The organism is Clostridium sartagoforme, from assembly GCF_004794105.1.
In the GTDB taxonomy this organism is placed as follows: domain Bacteria; phylum Bacillota; class Clostridia; order Clostridiales; family Clostridiaceae; genus Clostridium; species Clostridium sartagoforme_B.
Map to the genome: position 1 here is coordinate 317,950 of NZ_SRYR01000002.1, position 18,395 is coordinate 336,344.

The window sequence follows — 18,395 nt, forward strand, 5'->3', positions numbered from 1 at the left end:
GGACATATGGATCATATTGAGATAAAGAGGTTAAAAATAGATGATGCTCAAAGAAGAAAAGGTGGTTATCCGAGGTATGATATACCGAGGAGAATTTTTGGTGATCATGGACTATCTTTACAAAGAAATATTTCTGATAGTATTACTAAAGCAAAAACAGATAGTAGAACATTTTCATTCAATCCTCGGTTAGTAATGAAGATTGAGTTAGAGGATAATGTTGAATTCACAGATAAAGAAAAGGAAAAACTAAACTTATATAACTTAAGACTAATTGATGATGAAAATGGAAGTATTCAAGTTGCTTTTTCAGAAGATATAGAATTAACTTCATTTATTGATGATTTAAATAAATATAAAGATGGAGTTTTGGCTAAGAAGAAAGTAGTTAATGAAGACTTATTTGGGAAAATAAAATCAGTATTACCTTGGTCAGAATTGGATAGAAAATGTTTCGATGAAAGTTGTAATAACCTATATTTGGATATATATTTATGGGTTTTTGACACAATTCAAGAATCAAAAGATAAAATGAGTGAATTTATTGATGATTTAAGATCGCACAATATATCTGTCACAGATAAGTATATAGGTTATTCAGTTGTTATTTGCAGGGTTAGAATTGAAGATGCAAGTGATATTGATGTATTATTAAATCATCCATTAGTATATCGTGTTGAAAATATACAAACTGTAAACGTGATTAGCGAGGATGTTAGTAATATTCAGAATATATCAATTTCAGATTTAAATTTTGATACTTCAAGTTTGAATCCTGATACAGCATCAGGAATTTGTGTGATTGATAGTGGAATATTCCAACAACATCCACTTTTGCGAGGAGTAATTGGAGATTCAAAAACATTTTTTATAGATAATACTGAAGTGGAAGATGATTCAAGTGATTATAGTGGACATGGAACAAAAGTAGCCTCTATATGTGAATATGGAAATTTTGCATATGATGAAGAGTTTGTGCCAACAATTTATTTATTTAATGCTAAAATACATAACGGAGAATATACAGATCCACTTACAGTATTTAAGGTTGAATTAGAGGATAAATTAGGTGCTTTAGTTGGAAATATATTAGATTCATATCTTTTATTATGTGATAAAGAAATTGATATAATAGAATTTTCATCTTGTTTTCCAGAGAATCAAAGGGCCTTCGTAAGAATGATATATTCAAAGTACATAAGTATGTATGAAAGATTAATACCTAACCAAATGAAAGATATTGTCGAATATTTTAATGGACAATATGGTTGTAGAGTTTTTAACTTGTCTCAAGGTGACTCTAATGCAACATATTTAGGGGATAAACCAAAGGCATGGGCATGTGTATTAGATGAATTACAAAATAAAAATGATATTTTATTTGTTATTTCAGCGGGGAACTATATATATAGTGATTCAGAGATAGATGACGTTGTATGCAATTATCCTGAGTATTTTTTTAAGAATAATGAGTGTAAAATAATAGAGCCTTCTAACTCAGTAAGTTCAATAACAGTTGGATCTATGGCAATAAGCGATGAAACTATAAGGGTGAGAGGTAATACATTAAGTAATAATGTTGAGTCGATAACTAAAACAGATTATTTATCGACTTTTTCTAGGGTTGGACCTGGGGTAAATAATTCAATAAAACCTGATTTTGTAGGTTATGGTGGAGACTATGCAATAAAGCAGAATATTCTTGAACGAAGAATTAAGGTTAATAATCAGGGAACTAGTAAATTAGTATTTGGGAATGATTTAGATAATATATTTTTGTTTGATATTGGGACAAGTTATGCAGCACCATACGTATCTCATATAGCAGCAAAAATAGTTGGGAAATATCCTAATATTTCGAATAACATGATTAGGTGTTTATTAGCGAATTCGGCTAGATATACACCTGCTGTAGAGAGTCTTGTTAACTCTGTTAAAGAAGATGCATCTGAAATTCGAAGAGAATATCAACACAATTATAGGGGGGAATGGATTAATAATAAAAATAAAATACTTCACTATTCTTATGGATATGGTTTCCCAATGATAGAAGATTGTTTAGATTCATTAAATAACAAGGTAGTATTGATGGCAGATATGAATAGTGAATCAGATAAAATAAGTCCAAATCAGGTTCATATATTTAGAGTACCTATAACAGAGGAATTTGTTAATTCTAGTGGTACGAAAAGAATAAAAGTATCCTTAGCATTTAATCCAAAAGTAAGGAATACGAGGTTAGATTATCTTGGAGTTAATATGGATTTTAAGATAATAAAGGGTAAATCACAAGAAGAGATTTATCAAATGTTTACTAGATTAAATGGTGAAAATCAAGTTAGTATAGATGGAGAATGTGAAACTAATCCGTCATCATCATTAAGAAGCAAGGGGACATTACAAAAAGGAATATATGAATTTAAAAGGGCTACCAATTTTAATGAAGAAGATATTTTTGTAGTTGTAAGTTGTAAAAAAAAGTGGGATGACTCTCCACAAGAGTATGCATTAGTAGTAGGATTAGAAACAGAAGAAAATATAGATTTGTATAATGTAATTAGAGAACGAGTAACAATTAGAGAGCATATTAGGATTTAATCAATATAAATTATGATAAGTAATTATATATTAAATAACAATCATATAATTATTTAAATAATAACTTGACGTATTAATTAACATTCATTTTCTCCATATAATGAATGTTTTTTGAGTATATGGTATTATATGAGGAGTAAAAAATGAGTGACTTAATAAGGTAACTAGAATTATGGAAGAGAATAATTGGAATGCTGATGTTGATAGATTATTATAGCAATATTGGAGTATTTAAGTAATGATAAGAAAAAATTAAGAGTCGAGTATTCAGTTAAAGAGTTATGTAATTTATGTAAGAAAATTAACAACATGAAAGGCATAGTGAGTACAAGAGAATTAACTTATCCTAAAAATGTTCTATTTTCTAATTTATCAGGTAGAGACTATATTATTTTTAGTGAAGATTTTGATATTAATACATTTACTAAAATTGTAAGTAAAGGACTTAGAAGAAGGGTTGAAGAAGATTATGGTCGTGAAAAAGTATATATTAATCCTAAATATATAGATGCTGTTTATGCAGGTAAAAATGAAAAAATTTTTATAACTGAATTTGAAAAAATATGGAAAGGGTATATTAGAACAAAAAATATTTTTGGGTAAAAGAGAAGATGTGAACATTTCTGTAGATAATTCAATTTCTTATAATAAGAGGAAAGTTCTAACAGAGATCGATTCAGGTAATGTGGCTAAGTTATTAGTTGGACAATATTTCTTGTTAAATCAATTAATTAAAAATGAAGAAAAGGAAGATATAGAGTATATATTTTTAGTAATTCATTATTATAAAGATTATGATCCAAAGAGAACTGAAAAGAATTTAAATTTATTGAGGAATTGTATAGGGAATAGCGCCATAAAGTTTAAAGCATTCACGCAAAAAAGTTTTATAGATTTCTATAATGGAAATGATATAGAGGGTCTAATTAATAAATTATTTGATGATAAATAAATTAAAACTACTAATTGGACATTTTTTTATAATATAATATTAAAAATTTATAGTAAAGTTATGCGTAGTTTTGCATATTTTTTTATTAGGTTATAAGTTTAGAATGATATACACAAAAACTTGTGCTAAGGATTCAGGTGGGCCTTATGATTATAATATGGTAACTTCACTAATAAATTTAGCAAAGGATAACAATATTAAGTATGCAGTAGATATATATCCAATGTATGGTTCTGATGTAGGAGCTGCCTTAAGAGGGGGAAATGATATCAGGGGAGCACTTATAGGTCCAGGAGTACATGCTTCTCATGGTATGGAAAGAACTCATTATGAAGGATTAGAAAATACAATTAAGCTTTTATTAGCATATATAAGTTAAAATAAATACTTTGCATTTTATTAAGATAGATAAGTTTAAATAAATATTTTACACTTTATTAAGTTATATTTAAGAAAATTAATATTTTTTGTTAAGTTTATATTAAGAAAGATGGGGTAAACTAAGAGTCATTAAAAGATGACTTGGAGTGTGGAGATTATGGACAGCATACAAATAGTGTTAGAGTATTTTGCTAGATATGGATTGATATTTGTTTTTATAATTATATTTTTAGAGTATTTAAATTTTCCAGGGCTAGGAGCAGCTATTATAATGCCTGCTTTAGGTATTGCAGTTGCAAAGGCTAATATGAACTTTATAGTTGTCCTTTGTATATCAGTTATAGCTGGTTCCTTGGCTAGCTATGTACTATATGGAATTTCTTATTGGTTTGGTCAACCTATACTGACATGGGTTTATAATAAGTTTCCAAAGACAAGGAATTCTATAGATAAAGTATGTCAGTATATAGAAAATTATGGTGATAAAGGGGTTTTAATTATTAGACTTCTTCCTGCTGTAAGAACTTTAATTCCATTTGTAGCAGGAATGTTTAGAATGAACGTAGTAAAGTTTTCTATATATTCAACTTTAGGAATAGCAATTTGGAATTCTGTATTTATGTATGCAGGATATGCATTTGGATATTATTTTATATAAGTTGTAATTAAGTTTTTACATTCTATGAAGTTTTATTTCGTGTTGAAAACAATTAATATATGAAGTTATCTAAACAACTTAGATCTAAATTAAAAGATCGATTCTTTCAATTTAGATAATTTACTAAAGAATTATTTTTAATTTATAATGATATAAAACTATAGATGTAGATTATTGATTGAAAACTATATATAATATTTTATTTTACATATGTCATATTATTAATCCTTGAATATATTATATTATGATATCTCAAGGGGTGAATAATATGAGTAATAATGAAATAGTAGCAGATTCATCAGAGAGTTTAATTGAAGAATCTAAAGAAAAAAAGTGCATTCCTGTGAATCCATCTGATCCAAATACAGTTCCTAAATTTGTGGATAAGCTACCTTTACCATATGTAGAGAAAACTAATCCTGAAGTAGATGAATATGGTGAAGAAAGATCAATGTACAGAATAACAATGAAGGAAAGCAAGCATTACTTTTCTTCTTATTTTCCGCCTACAAAGGTATGGGGATATAATGGACTTTATCCAGGACCTACAATTGAAGCCTTTAAGAATATACCAACCTATGTTTTGTGGGAAAATCAATTACCTAAAAAGCATTTTTTACCTTATGATAGAACTTTACATGGAACAGTAGATGATCCGGAAAATAAGACAGTAGTTCACTTACATGGAGCTAAGGTAGAAAGTAGTAGTGATGGTCATCCAGAAGCATGGTTTACAAGAGATTTTAATGTTGTAGGACCTACTTTTAAAAGAAAAGTATATAAATATGATAATTATCAGTCAGGAACAACATTATGGTACCATGATCATGCTATGGGACAAACTAGATTAAATGTTTATGCAGGTCTTGCAGGCTTTTATATATTAAGAGATGAATTAGAAGAAAGATTAAACTTACCAAAAGGTCAATACGAAATTCCAATAATGATTCAAGATAAATCTTTTAAAGAGAATGGTGAGCTATTTTATCCAGAAAGGCCTCCTTTCCCAGTAGGGACTAATCCATCAATAGTTCCAGGATTTTTCGGTAATACAATAGTGGTAAATGGTAAGGTATGGCCATATTTGGATGTTGAACCTAGAAAATATAGATTTAGAATATTAAATGCATCTAATAGAAGAGAATATATTTTAAGATTATCTAATGGAGCTGGATTTGTTCAAATTGGAACAGATGGTGGGTTAATAGAAATGCCTATGAATCTTTCTAATTTTAAGGTTATGCCAGCAGAAAGAATAGATTTAATTATAGATTTTTCAAAGTATAAAGGTGAAGAAATTATATTAATGAATGATGATGTAGCGGCACCTAATCCTGGAACAGAGCTGATTCTAAAATTTAAAGTATCAAAAAAGCTTAAAGGTAAGGATGATAGTGTTATCCCTGAAACATTAAGAGTTGATCATGGACCTAATATTAATGCTGTAAGGAAAAAGAGAAGAGTATCTTTTGGTGTACAAACTGACCATTATGGAAGGCCACAATTCAAAATAGATGAGATGTTATGGACTGATCCTTCAACAGAAAATCCTAAGTTTGATTCAGTTGAGATATGGAATTTAATTAATCCTATGTTTGGTGGACATCCTATCCATATTCATTTAGTACAGTTTAAAATATTATGGAGAAGACCTTTCGATGTAGAAAATTACAATAATACAGGTAAAGTAATATTTACAGGGGCAGAAGAACCGCCTAAAGATTATGAAATGGGCTTTAAAGATACTGTAGATGCAGAACCAGGAAAGGTTACTAGATTAATAATGCAGTTTAAAGGATATTCAGGAGACTACGTTTGGCATTGTCATTTCTTAGAGCATGAAGATAATGAAATGATGAGACCTTTAAGAGTATTAGATTGCTGTAAGTAGAGTAAAAGATTGATGCTTTCAATTTAGATAATTTAATATAGAGTTATTTTAAAGGTATACTGATATAATTCTATAGATCTAAATTATTATTTGAAAACTATAATAAAATATTTTTAGATTAGAAATTATTATATGATGAAATTAATTATATGATTAAAAGTTAGTATAGAACTTTTTTACTATTTAATATAAATTAGAGGGGCTGTTATATAAACAGCCCAATTAATAATTTAAAGTTAACAATTTAGAGTTATTAATTGTTAACTGTTAATTGCGCTATAGTGCACTAAGGGGGATTTATGTATAAGAATATAATTTTTGACTTAGGAAACGTTCTTTTAAGTTTTACTCCAATGGAGTATTTAAAGAGTAAGATAAAAGAAGAGAATATTGAAACTGTATTTAAAGCAGTATTCCAAAGTGAAGAATGGATTATGTTAGATAGAGGGACAATTACTGAAAAAGAAGCTATATCTAATATAATTGAAAGAAATTTAGACTATAAAGACGATATTAATTTGGCTTTTGAAAATTGGTATGATATATTAAGTCCAATTGAAGAGACAATTAATATATTAGAAGAGTTAAAGGAAAAAGGATATAAAGTCTATTATCTATCTAACTTCCATCAGTTAGCTTTCGAAGAAGTAGTAAAAAAGAATAAATTTTTCGAGGCTTTTGATGGTGGGGTTGTATCTTATGCTGAAAAGCTTATCAAGCCAGATGAAGCTATATATAAGCTTGTATTAGAACAATATAAATTAAATCCTAGTGAAACAATATTTATTGATGATACTAAAGCAAATGTAGAAGGTGCTAATAAAATAGGAATTAAAACAATTTTCTTAGAGGAACCTGGTACATTAAGAGAAGAACTTAAGAAGTTAAGTATAGACATAGATTAAGATATTATACCATAGAGAAAGAAAATAAAAATACTTAGTTTTATAGTGGACATATTTAAGTTTGTGATTACTTGAAGTAAGGGAAGTAAATAATAAACTGGTATAGCCACTTTTTTATTTATTAACTTACCTATTTTACTTGTATATAGAATAGTAGTGAGTTAAAATAAAGTGAATCTTGGCAATGGTAGCCATAGGATAAAAAAGATATTTAAAAGTTAAAAAAAGAGGGAGTCTTATGAAGATAGATAAATTTAGAGATATGAGCTTAAATAATGAAATTTTAAAAGCTCTAGATAACTTAGGATTTGAGCATCCATCTGAAGTTCAAAAAGAAGTTATTCCAGAAATGTTAAATAAAAATGATATAGTGGTAAAATCACAAACAGGTAGTGGTAAGACTGCAAGTTTTGGGATACCACTTTGTGAATTAATAAATGAAGAAGAAAATATAGTGAAGGCATTAATATTAGTCCCTACTAGAGAGCTTGCAATGCAAGTTAAAGAGGATATTTCAAATATCGGGAGACTAAAGAAAATTAGAGCAGCAGCTATATTTGGAAAACAACCCTTTAATGAGCAAATAAGAGAGTTAAAACAAAGGGTACATATTGTATGTGGAACCCCAGGAAGAGTAATAGACCATATTAAAAGGGGAAACTTAGATACAAGTAAAATAGAATATGTAGTTATAGATGAAGCAGATAAAATGCTTAATATGGGATTTATTGATCAAATAGCAGAAGTATTAAATGATTTGCCAGAAAATAAAAGTACTGCACTTTTCTCAGCTACAATACCTAGTGAAATTGAAGGCTTGTATGAAAAATATATGAAAGAACCAAAGGTTCTAAATATAAAATCTAAGGTCTTTAATAGAGAAAAAATTAGTGAGAAGTATATAATTTCAAATAGAGAAGATAAGTTTAAAACATTATTAAAGCTTCTTTATAACTATACAGATGATTCAGCAATAGTATTTTGTAATACTAAAGAATCAGTAAGAAATCTTAGTTCTTTACTTAGAAAAGAAAATATTAAAGCAAATGAGCTACATGGAGATATGGATCAAAAGGAAAGATTAAAAGTAATGGATAGCTTTAAAGGTAAAGAATTTAAAGTGCTAGTAGCTACAGATATTGCTGCTAGAGGAATTCATATTAACCATATAACCAATGTATTTAATTACGAAGTACCTATGGAAAAGGAAAGTTATGTCCACAGAATAGGAAGAAGTGGTAGAGGAGATAAGAATGGTTTAGCAATCACTTTAACTTCTACAGGAGAAAAAAGATTTTTAGATGACATAGAAGAGTATATAGGATATAAAATTGAAGTAATAACTATTCCTGAATATGAAAAAGTTATAGAAGGTAGAAAAAGATTTCTTGAAGATCAAAAAACTAATTATGGAAATAGTAATAATAAGAAAAAATCCATACATAGTGAGGTCACTAAGCTTTATATAGGTGCTGGTAAGAAAAAGAAGATTAGAAATATTGATATTCTTGGAGCTTTAAGCAACTTAGATGGTATTACTGGAGAAGATATAGGTATAATTGATGTTCAAGATGGATTTTCTTATGTAGATATTTTAAATGGAAAAGGAAATATAGTATTAAAAAAGTATAAGGAAATAAAAGTAAAAGGTAAAATAGCCAAGATAAGTAGAGCTAAAAATTAAGTTATAAATTTCAAGAAAACTTATAATAATAAATTTAGGTGAATTAAAATGAAATTATTTAAATTTATATAATAAAAATAATTATAGAAAGAAGGGTATTAAGTGAAAATAATTAAAAAAGATGGAAGAATAGAAGAGTTTAACATAAAAAAAATTAAAACAAGCATTGAAAACGCAGCTAGAGATAGTGAAAGTATGCTAAATGAATCAGACTTAAAGATAATTACCTCTGATATTGAAAATACTTTGTTAAAGATTAGAAAAGATACTTTAATAACTTCAAGTTATGAAGTTATTGGTGTTATTTTTGAAATTTTAAAAAGAAATGGATTTAACAGTGTACTAAAATCTTATGTAGAGTTTGGTAAATAAACTAGATACTATCCTTTTATGTGATATAATTGAAAGGGAAATTCGTATTTACAAATGGAGGATTATATGTATAAGTTAGTTGCTATTGATATGGATGGTACTTTGTTAAGATCAGATAAAACTATATCTGACAGAACAAAAAAAGCCATAAATGATGCTAGAGATAAGGGAGTAACTGTTGTATTAGCTACGGGAAGACCAATTGAAGGTGTTTCAAGGTATTTAGAAGAATTAGATATGTACACTGATAAGGACTATGTATTAAGTTATAATGGTGCTTTTGTTCAAAAAACTTCAACTAAAGATGTAATAGCTAAAATTGCATTAAAGGGTGAAGACTTTCACTATTTAAGAAGTATTAGTGATGATCTTGGAGTAAATATTCATGCTTTTTCAGAAAAATATGGATTAGTAACTCCGAAAAATAGCACTTATACTGAATTAGAAGCAAATATTAATAAGATTGATATAAATGAAATGGATATATCTGTTATAAAAGATGATGAAGTAATAGTAAAGATAATGATGATAGATGAAGAGGATGTCTTAACTGAAGCTATAGAGAAATTACCTAAGGAATTATATGATAAATATACAGTAGTGAGAAGTTCACCTCATTTCTTAGAATTTTTACACAAGGAAGCTAATAAAGGAATTGGTGTAGAACTTTTAGCTAAACATTTAGGGGTTAAGAGAGAAGAAGTTATTACTTTAGGAGATGCAGGTAATGATCTTCATATGATAGAATATGCAGGACTAGGCGTAGCTATGGGAAATGCCTTCGATGAGGTTAAAGCTGCAGCAAATTATATTACTGATAGCAATGATAATGATGGAGTTGCAAAAGTAATTGAGAAGTTTATTTTAGAAAATAATTAATATTTATGTAATGCAAAATGAAAAATGAATGATATAAAATTAATGAAAAGACTCTTAATGGAGTTTATAAAAAGGATTATTTAAAGAAACTCAAGGCAAATGCCTTGAGTTTTTTCTTAATTATAAATTATCAACTATGAATTACTGATTATAAATTTATCACTCTTGGGAAAAGTTATACATATATTTATAAATATAGAAAGTCAGAAAGAAGGATAAAAATGTGCGGAATAACAGGCTTTGTTAATTTTAAAAAGAATATAAAAGATGAGCTTGGAACTTTAAAAGCAATGACTGATACTTTAAGTTTAAGAGGGCCTAATTCTGAAGGGAACTACCTATCTAATAATGTTATGTTTGGTCATAGAAGACTAATAGTAGTAGATCCTGAAGGTGGAATTCAGCCTATGAAAAGGAGTATTGATAATAGGGAATATGTATTAGTATATAACGGAGAATTATATAATACAGAGGATTTAAGAAAAGAATTAATTAATGATGGATTTAAGTTTGAAGGGTATTCAGATACAGAAGTTTTATTACTCTCCTATATTCGATGGGGAATAGGTGCTATAGAAAAGTTCAATGGTATATTTGCCTTTGCTATATATGATAAGGAAAAGAACCAAGTAGTTTTAGCTAGAGATGCAATGGGAGTAAAACCTTTATTTTATAGCATTAAGAATAATACATTAATCTTCGGTTCAGAAATTAAGGCATTACTTAAGCACCCATTAGTTAAGGCTGTAGTAGATAAGGATGGATTAACTGAATTATTTGCACTAGGACCAGCAATAACTCCAGGAAAAACTTATTTTAAAGATATTGAAGAGGTTAAGCCTGGTGAATATTTAGTTTTAAATAATGATGGTGTAAAAAAAGAAATTTATTGGAGGCTTGAAGCAAAGGATTTTAATGAAAGTGAAGAAGAGGCAGTGGAACATGTAAGAGAATTACTTATAGATGCTATAAAAAGACAATTAGTTGGAGATGTCCCTGTATGTACCTTCTTGTCAGGAGGATTAGATTCATCAGCAATTTCAGCTATTGCAGCTTCAGAATTCAAAAAGAAGAATAAACAGCTTACTACATTTTCTATTGAATATGAAGATAATGAAAAATACTTTAAATCATCCTTATACCAACCAACTTCAGATAAGTATTATGCTGAAGTTATGAGTAAGTTTATTGGTAGTAATCATAGAAATGTAATTTTAAATCATGAAGATTTAGTTAATGCATTAGATGAAGCTTTAATTGGGAGAGATTGTCCAGGTATGGCAGATGTGGATTCTTCTTTATACCTATTTTGTAAGGAAGTAAAAAAAGACTTTGTAGTATCATTATCAGGAGAATGTGCAGATGAATTATTTGCAGGATATCCATGGTTTACTAATGATGATATGATATGGAGCAATACCTTCCCATGGTCAAGATTTATAAAAGAAAGAAAGGCTATATTAAGCCCAGAACTTAAGGGCTTAAAAATAGAAGAGGCAGCAGATAGCGCATATAGAAATACTTTAAGTGAAGTTCCTCACTTAGATAATGAGAGTCCTATAGAATATAGAATGAGAGAATTATTTTACTTAAACTTAAGATGGTTTATGCTTAATTTATTAAATAGAAAAGATAGAATGAGTATGGCAAATAGCTTAGAAGTAAGAGTGCCTTTTGCTGATTATAAAATAGTTGAATATGCCTTTAATATTCCTAATAATATTAAACTTCTTAATGGAAGAGAAAAAGGGTTATTAAGAAAGGCTTTAGAAGGAATACTTCCAGAAGAAATAATTTATAGGAAAAAGAGCCCATATCCTAAGACTCATAATCCTATATACACTGATATGGTATGTAATAAGATGAATAGCATATTAAGTGATACTTCGTCTCCTATATTAGATATAATAGATAAAAATGTAGTAAAAAATATATTAGATACTAGAGGAGAAGCTTATAAGACAACTTGGTATGGACAGCTTATGACTGGACCTCAAATGATAGCTTATTTAATTCAAATTAATAATTGGCTAAAGTATTATAAAGTAGAAATTAAATAAAAATAATAGAAGGAGCTCTGATTTCAGAGTTTCTTTTTTATATTAAAACTAATTTTATAGTAGATAAATGATTTTTATATTAGTTTTTAATAATACCTTTAGGTTGTAAATTGCCAAATATTACTTTTAAAAGTATAATATTTCTGTGTAATAAATTGTAATTTAATATTAACTAAATTAATTTAAGGAATAAGAAGATGGCAACTGTAATTTTAGAAAAGGGAAATATAATTACTGATGAAAATATAAATGAAAATTTAGAAGGTGTAGTTGGTTATTTATACAACACTAAGAATATTGAAATGGTGAATGATAAACAGTTTAATAATATTCATAAAGATATAATTATAAAAAATAAAGATATGATATTTTTAAGGATACCTATATTAGATAATGGAGAAAAACGAGTAATTAATGGAGTAATAGATCATGAAAAATTTATTATTAACTATGAAAATGAAATGTTACTTGAATTTCTAGAAGAGAAGATATCATTACATAAAAAAATTAATAAATATAATTTATGTCTTTTTATATTTCAGTATTTTTCTTATGTATATAATGAAGAGTTACTTTCAATTGAAGAAATAGTGGACGATCTATTTCAAGGTGCAGTTTATAATGGAGAAATAGATAATAAAGAGATATTAGAAATTAAAAAATCTGTTTCCCTTATAAAGAGATTTACTACTTATTATAAATCAATGATAACTTACTTAGACGATGAATTTAGTAATATAGATTCATATAGTAAGGCTTTATTAGTTCTAGATAATACTTTAAGTTTGGTTGAAAATATTGAATCATCGATTTTTTCATGTATAGATGTTTATAATTCAGAGTTATCAAATAAAATGAATAAAACAATGCAACTATTAACTATAATAACAGTTTTATCTCTGCCATTAACTATAGTTTCAGGTATATTTGGAATGAACTTTCAAAGTATGCCTTTACTAAAAGATAGTTATGGATTTACATTAACTATTATTTTAACTTTAGGACTTATAGTATTTGAAATTATGTACTTTAAGAGAAATAAGTATTTTTAAGAAACTTATAATTTTAATATAAGAAATTAATAGAGAATATATGGATTAAATAATATATAAATTAAGCAATATGTTTTAAATTATGATATATAAGTCATATATCATATAAATAAGTGAGTTTATATTTACAAAGAAATGATTCCATAGCATTTAATTTTATACAATGGTATATAAAAGGGGGAAGAGAGGATGCAAGAATACGCAAGCAAAAATGATCTGATAAAGGAAATTGAAAAAACCTCACAACTATTTATTAAAGAGTTTGATGAAGTTTTAGAAGAGGATAAAGAAAAAATGATAGAAGGTGTAGACAGAACACCATTAGAGATGATTGCTTATCAATTAGGCTGGCTAGATTTAATAAGAACCTGGGATAAGGATGAGAAAGAAGGCAAAATAGTTATTACACCAGCTCCAGGATATAAGTGGAATAAACTTGGTGAACTATATAAAAGCTTTTATGATAGACATAGAGAATATACTTTAGATGAATTGAAAGAAAAATTTAAGGAAGAAGTAAATGAGATTATAAAATGGGTAGATAATTTTTCAGAGGAAGAGTTATTTATAGCAGGAAGTAGAAAATGGGCTTCTTCAACTCCTTCTAACTGGTCTATATGGAAGTGGATACATATAAATACAGTAGCACCTTTTAAATCTTTTAGAAGCAAGATACGAAAATGGAAAAAATTAGCTGCCTACATAAGGTAGCTAATTTTTTCTATTTCGTTATTCTTTATATATACTCTAGGAGCTCTTCTTCCAATTAGACAAAGAACTTCATAGCTTATTGTTCCTATTATTTCTGCCATGTCTTCAGCATTGAATTTAACATTTCCTGATTCACCAAGAAGAATTACTTCATCGAAGGCCTTAACATCTTTAATATCAGTAACATCTACCATAAATTGATCCATGCAGACATTTCCGATAATAGGAGCAAGCTGTCCATTAATAATAACTTTACCTTTATTAGATAGGGCTCTTGAATATCCATCAGCATAACCTACTGGAAGAGTTGCTATCTTGGTTTTTCTAGTAGTCTTAAAAGTTTTACCATAGCCTATAAATTCATTTTCTTCTACTTCTTTTAAATGAATTATTCTAGTTTTCCATGTTAATACTGGTTTGATATTTAAGTTATTCATATTAACTTCACTTGAAGGATAATAGCCATATTGAATAATACCAGGTCTAACATAGTCACAGTGGCTTTTGGGTAAATCTATAATTGCTGCACTATTAGATAAGTTTTTCTTATTTATTTTTAATCCTCTTTCTTCTAAAACTGATAGTATATTATTATATACTTCTATTTGATAATCAGAATAAGATTTATCAATTGAGTCAGCAGTAGAGAAATGAGAAAAAATACTTTCTATATTTAAATTACTTAGTTTTGAAATTTCAATTATATCATTAATATCATTTTCAGTGTTTTTGAAACCAATTCTACCCATACCTGAATCAATTGCTATATGAACATTAATCATTTTATTAAAGGTTATAGCCTTGTTATTAAGTTCTTTAGCAAAGCTTAGTGTAGATATAGTAGGTTCCACATCATATTTAATTATTGAGTCAATAGCATAGTTTTCGCTAATTCCAAGAAGCATAATTGGAGACTTAATATAATTATCTCTAAGCTCTATAGCTTCAATAATATTAGCTACTGCTAGTTTCTTAATTTCTCTTTCTAAAAGAGTTTTAGAAACTTCTACAGCACCATGACCATATGCATTGGCTTTTACAACTCCGATTACTTCACTTCCTATAGTTTGCTTCTTAATTTCATCTATATTATTTATTAAATTATCTATATTAATTTCTGCCCAAATAGGGTGTAATAAATCCATAAATATTCTCCTAACTATAATTGACTATGTAATAACACTATTGATATTATTATATACATAAACTGAAACTTTGATAAGTGTCAGTTTTAAGAAAGTTAATGGTATCAGTTTGGAGGATTTATGGATTTTATAACAATATCTTTTGAAAACAATAGTAACATTCCATTATATATTCAGCTTTATAATTATTTTAAAAAGGAAATTGAAGTAGGCAACTTAAAAGCTAATAGTAAATTACCTTCAAAAAGGAAGTTATCTAAGCATTTACAAATAAGTCAAAATACTATTGAAGCTGCTTATGAACAATTAATTATAGAGGGATATATTATTTCTCTGCCTAAGAAAGGATACTTTGTTTGTGAACTTGAAGAAGTTTTTAAGGGAGAGGAAATAATTGAAGAGGAAACTATTATAAAAAAGAATAAAAATGAATATAAGTATGAATTCTTCTCAAGTAGAGTAGATTTAGGCAGTTTTCCACATGCTATATGGAAGAGAATAAATAAAGAAATAATTAGTGAAGAAAATAAAGGTTTACTTCAAATTGGTCACTCTCAAGGTGATAAAAATTTAAGAGAAACAATTTCTAATTACTTAAGATTTTCAAGAGGAGTAAAGTCCACTGCAGATAATATTGTAGTAGGTGCCGGTAGTGAATATTTAATTCAGTTATTAATTAACTTACTAGGTAGAAATAAATTTTATGGAGTAGAAGAACCAGGCTATTATAAAGTAAGGAAGATTTTAAATATTAATGGAATTTATCCAAAGGGAATAAGTTTAGATAATCAAGGTATTAGTATAAGGGAGCTTGAAAGTTTAAAGGTTCAAGTCCTTCATATTACTCCATCTCATCAATTTCCATCAGGAATAATAATGCCTATAAATAGAAGAATGCAATTATTATCTTGGGCAAATAAAGATGATGATAGATATATTATTGAGGATGACTATGATAGTGAGTTTAGATTTGAAGGAAGACCAATACCAGCTCTTCAAAGTTTAGATTCTAATGGAAGGGTTATTTACTTAGGAACCTTTTCAAAATGTTTTTCACCATCTATAAGAATTGCTTATATGGTGTTGCCTGATGAACTTATAAAAATATATAGAAGAGACTTTAGCTTTTTAGCATGTACAGTTTCTAGAATTACACAACAAGCTTTATTTAAGTTTATAAAAGAAGGATACTTTGAAAGACACTTAAATAAAATGAGAAATTTATATAAGAAAAAGAGAGAGTTTTTAATAAATCTCATAAATAAGCATTTTTCTAACACTGAAATTATAGGCACTAATTCAGGGCTTCATTTATTATTAAAAGTTAATAATGGGATGACTGAAAGGGAATTAATTAAAAAAGCAGAAGAAAAGAAAATAAGGATATTAGGTTTATCAAACTCATATATTGATTCAAATATGGAAACTAGTACTGTATTTTTAGGTTATGCTAGCTTAAGTAATGAGGAAATGGAAGAAGCGGTAATATTACTAAAAAAAGCATGGAATTTATAAAAATATTTAGGAAATAATATAAGCAGAGTATTAAAAAAGGAAGTATTTATTATGGCTTATATTAATTTTAAAGAAGAAAAAGATGTAGCAATAGATCAACTATATAAAAGAAGAGAGAATAATAGAAAACTTATTAATAGTATCTCAACTAGTAAAACAATATCGAAGTTATATTCACCAAATGAGAAATATAGCTATAAGAATCATAATGAAATTGTTTTTGGTGGTGGCCATCCCAAGTGGGAAGAGGATTTAGAAGAAATTGCAGACTTAGATATTGCATGTGCAACTTTTAATAAATGCATATTTTCAAATGTGAAGTTTTTAAGATGTAAATTTATTGGATGTGTTTTTAATGACTGCGACTTTATAGGTGGTGGAGCACTATTTGAAGACTGTTCTTTTGTAAAGAAGGAAAGTGAAGATAAGCCCAATTTAAATGTAGATGATAATTTATCTTGTGAGTTTATTAATTGTAATATATATGCAAAATTCTTTTTATCTAGTTTAGAATTTATTATTTTTGACAATTGTGAGATTAAAGAAACTAAATTTGATTTATGCGATGTTAGTAGTGCTATAGTAATAAATTCTAATATTAATAAGATGTTTATTACAGATTCAAATTTATCAGGGTTTAAATTATTAGATACATACATTCAGGATTTAGAATTTAAAGATAAAGATAAAAGTAAACTAGATGAGAAAACCTTCTTTGATAAGATTGAACTAAGAAAAAAAGATAGAGATGAATATGAAGGTGTCTATACTATATATGAGAATATTGCAAATAAGTTTAAAGAGAATAACTTAACCAACAACTTTGGAGAATACTATTTTTTATGTAGGAAGGTTCAAAGAAATGTGCTTAAGCCTATGCCTAAAATTTTTTCAACTGTTGGACTTTTAAGTAGTGGTTATGGAGAAAGACCCATATATGCAGTATATTTTTCTCTAGGAATTATTTTAATATTTTCAGTTTTATATTTATTATTTGGAGTAGTACTTAATGGTGAGATAGTTAACTTTTATGATTTATACAAAATTAGCTTTAAAGAACTTTTAACTTTATATAATGAATCATTAAACCTAAGTGTTGGAATGTTTGCTGGAGTTGGATTAACTGAAGCGCAACCATCGCCAGCATCCTATATGCTTAGCAATATTGAAATGCTAATAGGTATTTTAATGATGGGACTAGGAATAGGGGCTTTAGTTAAAAAAATAGTAAGATAAGATGTTTTAAATTGAGCAGGAGTTTTTAACATATTATGCTCGGCCTACGTCGTAAACTCCAAGTCGGCTTACGCACAATATGTTAAAAACTCCTTGAATAATTTAAACTTGTGGATGCAGCTGACCAAAGGAAGAAATTCAGGCAAGCTGAATTTCAAGAATTATTGAGGAGTGTGCATGTCAAATTAAAATATTACTTCATCTTATAACTACATTAAATAATGATATTTGATAGTAATTTAATATTTAAAATGAAAGAATTAAGGAAGAGGTTTTGCACTGCAAAACCTCTTTTGTTTTAAAGATATTCTTATAAAAAATGTAAGGATTTTTTTATATGCATTCTTTCATTTTTT

The 18,395-nt window shown here is 27.5% G+C and carries 15 protein-coding genes and 1 pseudogene; 15 read left to right on the plus strand and 1 reads right to left on the minus strand.

Features of this window, described 5'->3' with window-relative positions; genetic code table 11:
• The first annotated feature begins 6 nt into the window (after window positions 1-6).
• From E5347_RS08420 to E5347_RS08475, 13 genes and pseudogenes are all read left to right on the plus strand, one after another.
• Window positions 7-2,598, plus strand: a complete 2,592-nt coding sequence (locus E5347_RS08420; protein WP_136006341.1) for a S8 family peptidase — start codon at window positions 7-9, stop codon at window positions 2,596-2,598.
• 321 nt (window positions 2,599-2,919) lie between these two features.
• Window positions 2,920-3,201 (plus strand): hypothetical protein, encoded by a 282-nt coding sequence (locus E5347_RS17080; RefSeq protein WP_243109759.1) that lies wholly within the window; start codon window positions 2,920-2,922, stop codon window positions 3,199-3,201.
• 10 nt (window positions 3,202-3,211) lie between these two features.
• Window positions 3,212-3,550, plus strand: a complete 339-nt coding sequence (locus tag E5347_RS17085) for a hypothetical protein (RefSeq protein ID WP_243109760.1) — start codon at window positions 3,212-3,214, stop codon at window positions 3,548-3,550.
• Window positions 3,551-3,671: 121 nt separating this feature from the next.
• Window positions 3,672-3,929, plus strand: a pseudogene (locus E5347_RS08430) (M42 family metallopeptidase); the annotation flags it as partial.
• A gap of 159 nt (window positions 3,930-4,088) precedes the next feature.
• A complete protein-coding gene (locus tag E5347_RS08435) occupies window positions 4,089-4,589 on the plus strand; it encodes a DedA family protein (protein ID WP_136006343.1) in 501 nt (166 codons plus the stop codon).
• Between the two features lie 268 nt (window positions 4,590-4,857).
• Complete coding sequence (locus E5347_RS08440; RefSeq protein ID WP_136006345.1) at window positions 4,858-6,480, plus strand: multicopper oxidase family protein; 1,623 nt, start codon at window positions 4,858-4,860, stop codon at window positions 6,478-6,480.
• A 299-nt stretch (window positions 6,481-6,779) separates the two neighbouring features.
• Window positions 6,780-7,385 (plus strand): HAD family hydrolase, encoded by a 606-nt coding sequence (locus E5347_RS08445; protein ID WP_136006347.1) that lies wholly within the window; start codon window positions 6,780-6,782, stop codon window positions 7,383-7,385.
• Window positions 7,386-7,623: 238 nt separating this feature from the next.
• Window positions 7,624-9,069, plus strand: a complete 1,446-nt coding sequence (locus E5347_RS08450) for a DEAD/DEAH box helicase (RefSeq protein ID WP_136006348.1) — start codon at window positions 7,624-7,626, stop codon at window positions 9,067-9,069.
• Window positions 9,070-9,171: 102 nt separating this feature from the next.
• Window positions 9,172-9,441, plus strand: a complete 270-nt coding sequence (locus E5347_RS08455; protein WP_136006350.1) for an ATP cone domain-containing protein — start codon at window positions 9,172-9,174, stop codon at window positions 9,439-9,441.
• Window positions 9,442-9,507: 66 nt separating this feature from the next.
• Window positions 9,508-10,320 carry a sugar-phosphatase gene (yidA, locus tag E5347_RS08460; protein ID WP_136006352.1) on the plus strand — a complete coding sequence of 271 codons (813 nt, stop codon included), beginning with the start codon at window positions 9,508-9,510 and terminating at the stop codon, window positions 10,318-10,320.
• Between the two features lie 221 nt (window positions 10,321-10,541).
• The gene (asnB, locus tag E5347_RS08465) at window positions 10,542-12,380 is read left to right on the plus strand and encodes an asparagine synthase (glutamine-hydrolyzing) (RefSeq protein ID WP_136006354.1); all 1,839 of its coding nucleotides are present in this window, start codon (window positions 10,542-10,544) and stop codon (window positions 12,378-12,380) included.
• 197 nt (window positions 12,381-12,577) lie between these two features.
• Window positions 12,578-13,432: a magnesium transporter CorA family protein gene (locus tag E5347_RS08470; RefSeq protein WP_136006356.1), complete on the plus strand. Its 855-nt coding sequence runs from the start codon at window positions 12,578-12,580 to the stop codon at window positions 13,430-13,432.
• A 189-nt stretch (window positions 13,433-13,621) separates the two neighbouring features.
• On the plus strand, window positions 13,622-14,143 hold the full coding sequence (locus E5347_RS08475; protein ID WP_136006358.1) for a ClbS/DfsB family four-helix bundle protein: 522 nt from the start codon (window positions 13,622-13,624) through the stop codon (window positions 14,141-14,143).
• Here E5347_RS08475 and alr read toward each other — a convergent pair.
• Window positions 14,131-15,288, minus strand: a complete 1,158-nt coding sequence (gene alr / locus E5347_RS08480; protein ID WP_136006360.1) for an alanine racemase — start codon at window positions 15,286-15,288, stop codon at window positions 14,131-14,133. The two genes, E5347_RS08475 and alr, sit on opposite strands and share 13 nt — an antisense overlap.
• Before the next feature lie 120 nt (window positions 15,289-15,408).
• On the opposite strand from alr, the gene E5347_RS08485 reads away from it, so the two are divergent.
• A complete protein-coding gene (locus E5347_RS08485) occupies window positions 15,409-16,803 on the plus strand; it encodes a PLP-dependent aminotransferase family protein (RefSeq protein WP_136006362.1) in 1,395 nt (464 codons plus the stop codon).
• 51 nt (window positions 16,804-16,854) lie between these two features.
• Window positions 16,855-18,039: a pentapeptide repeat-containing protein gene (locus tag E5347_RS08490; RefSeq protein ID WP_136006365.1), complete on the plus strand. Its 1,185-nt coding sequence runs from the start codon at window positions 16,855-16,857 to the stop codon at window positions 18,037-18,039.
• Window positions 18,040-18,395: the final 356 nt, after the last annotated feature.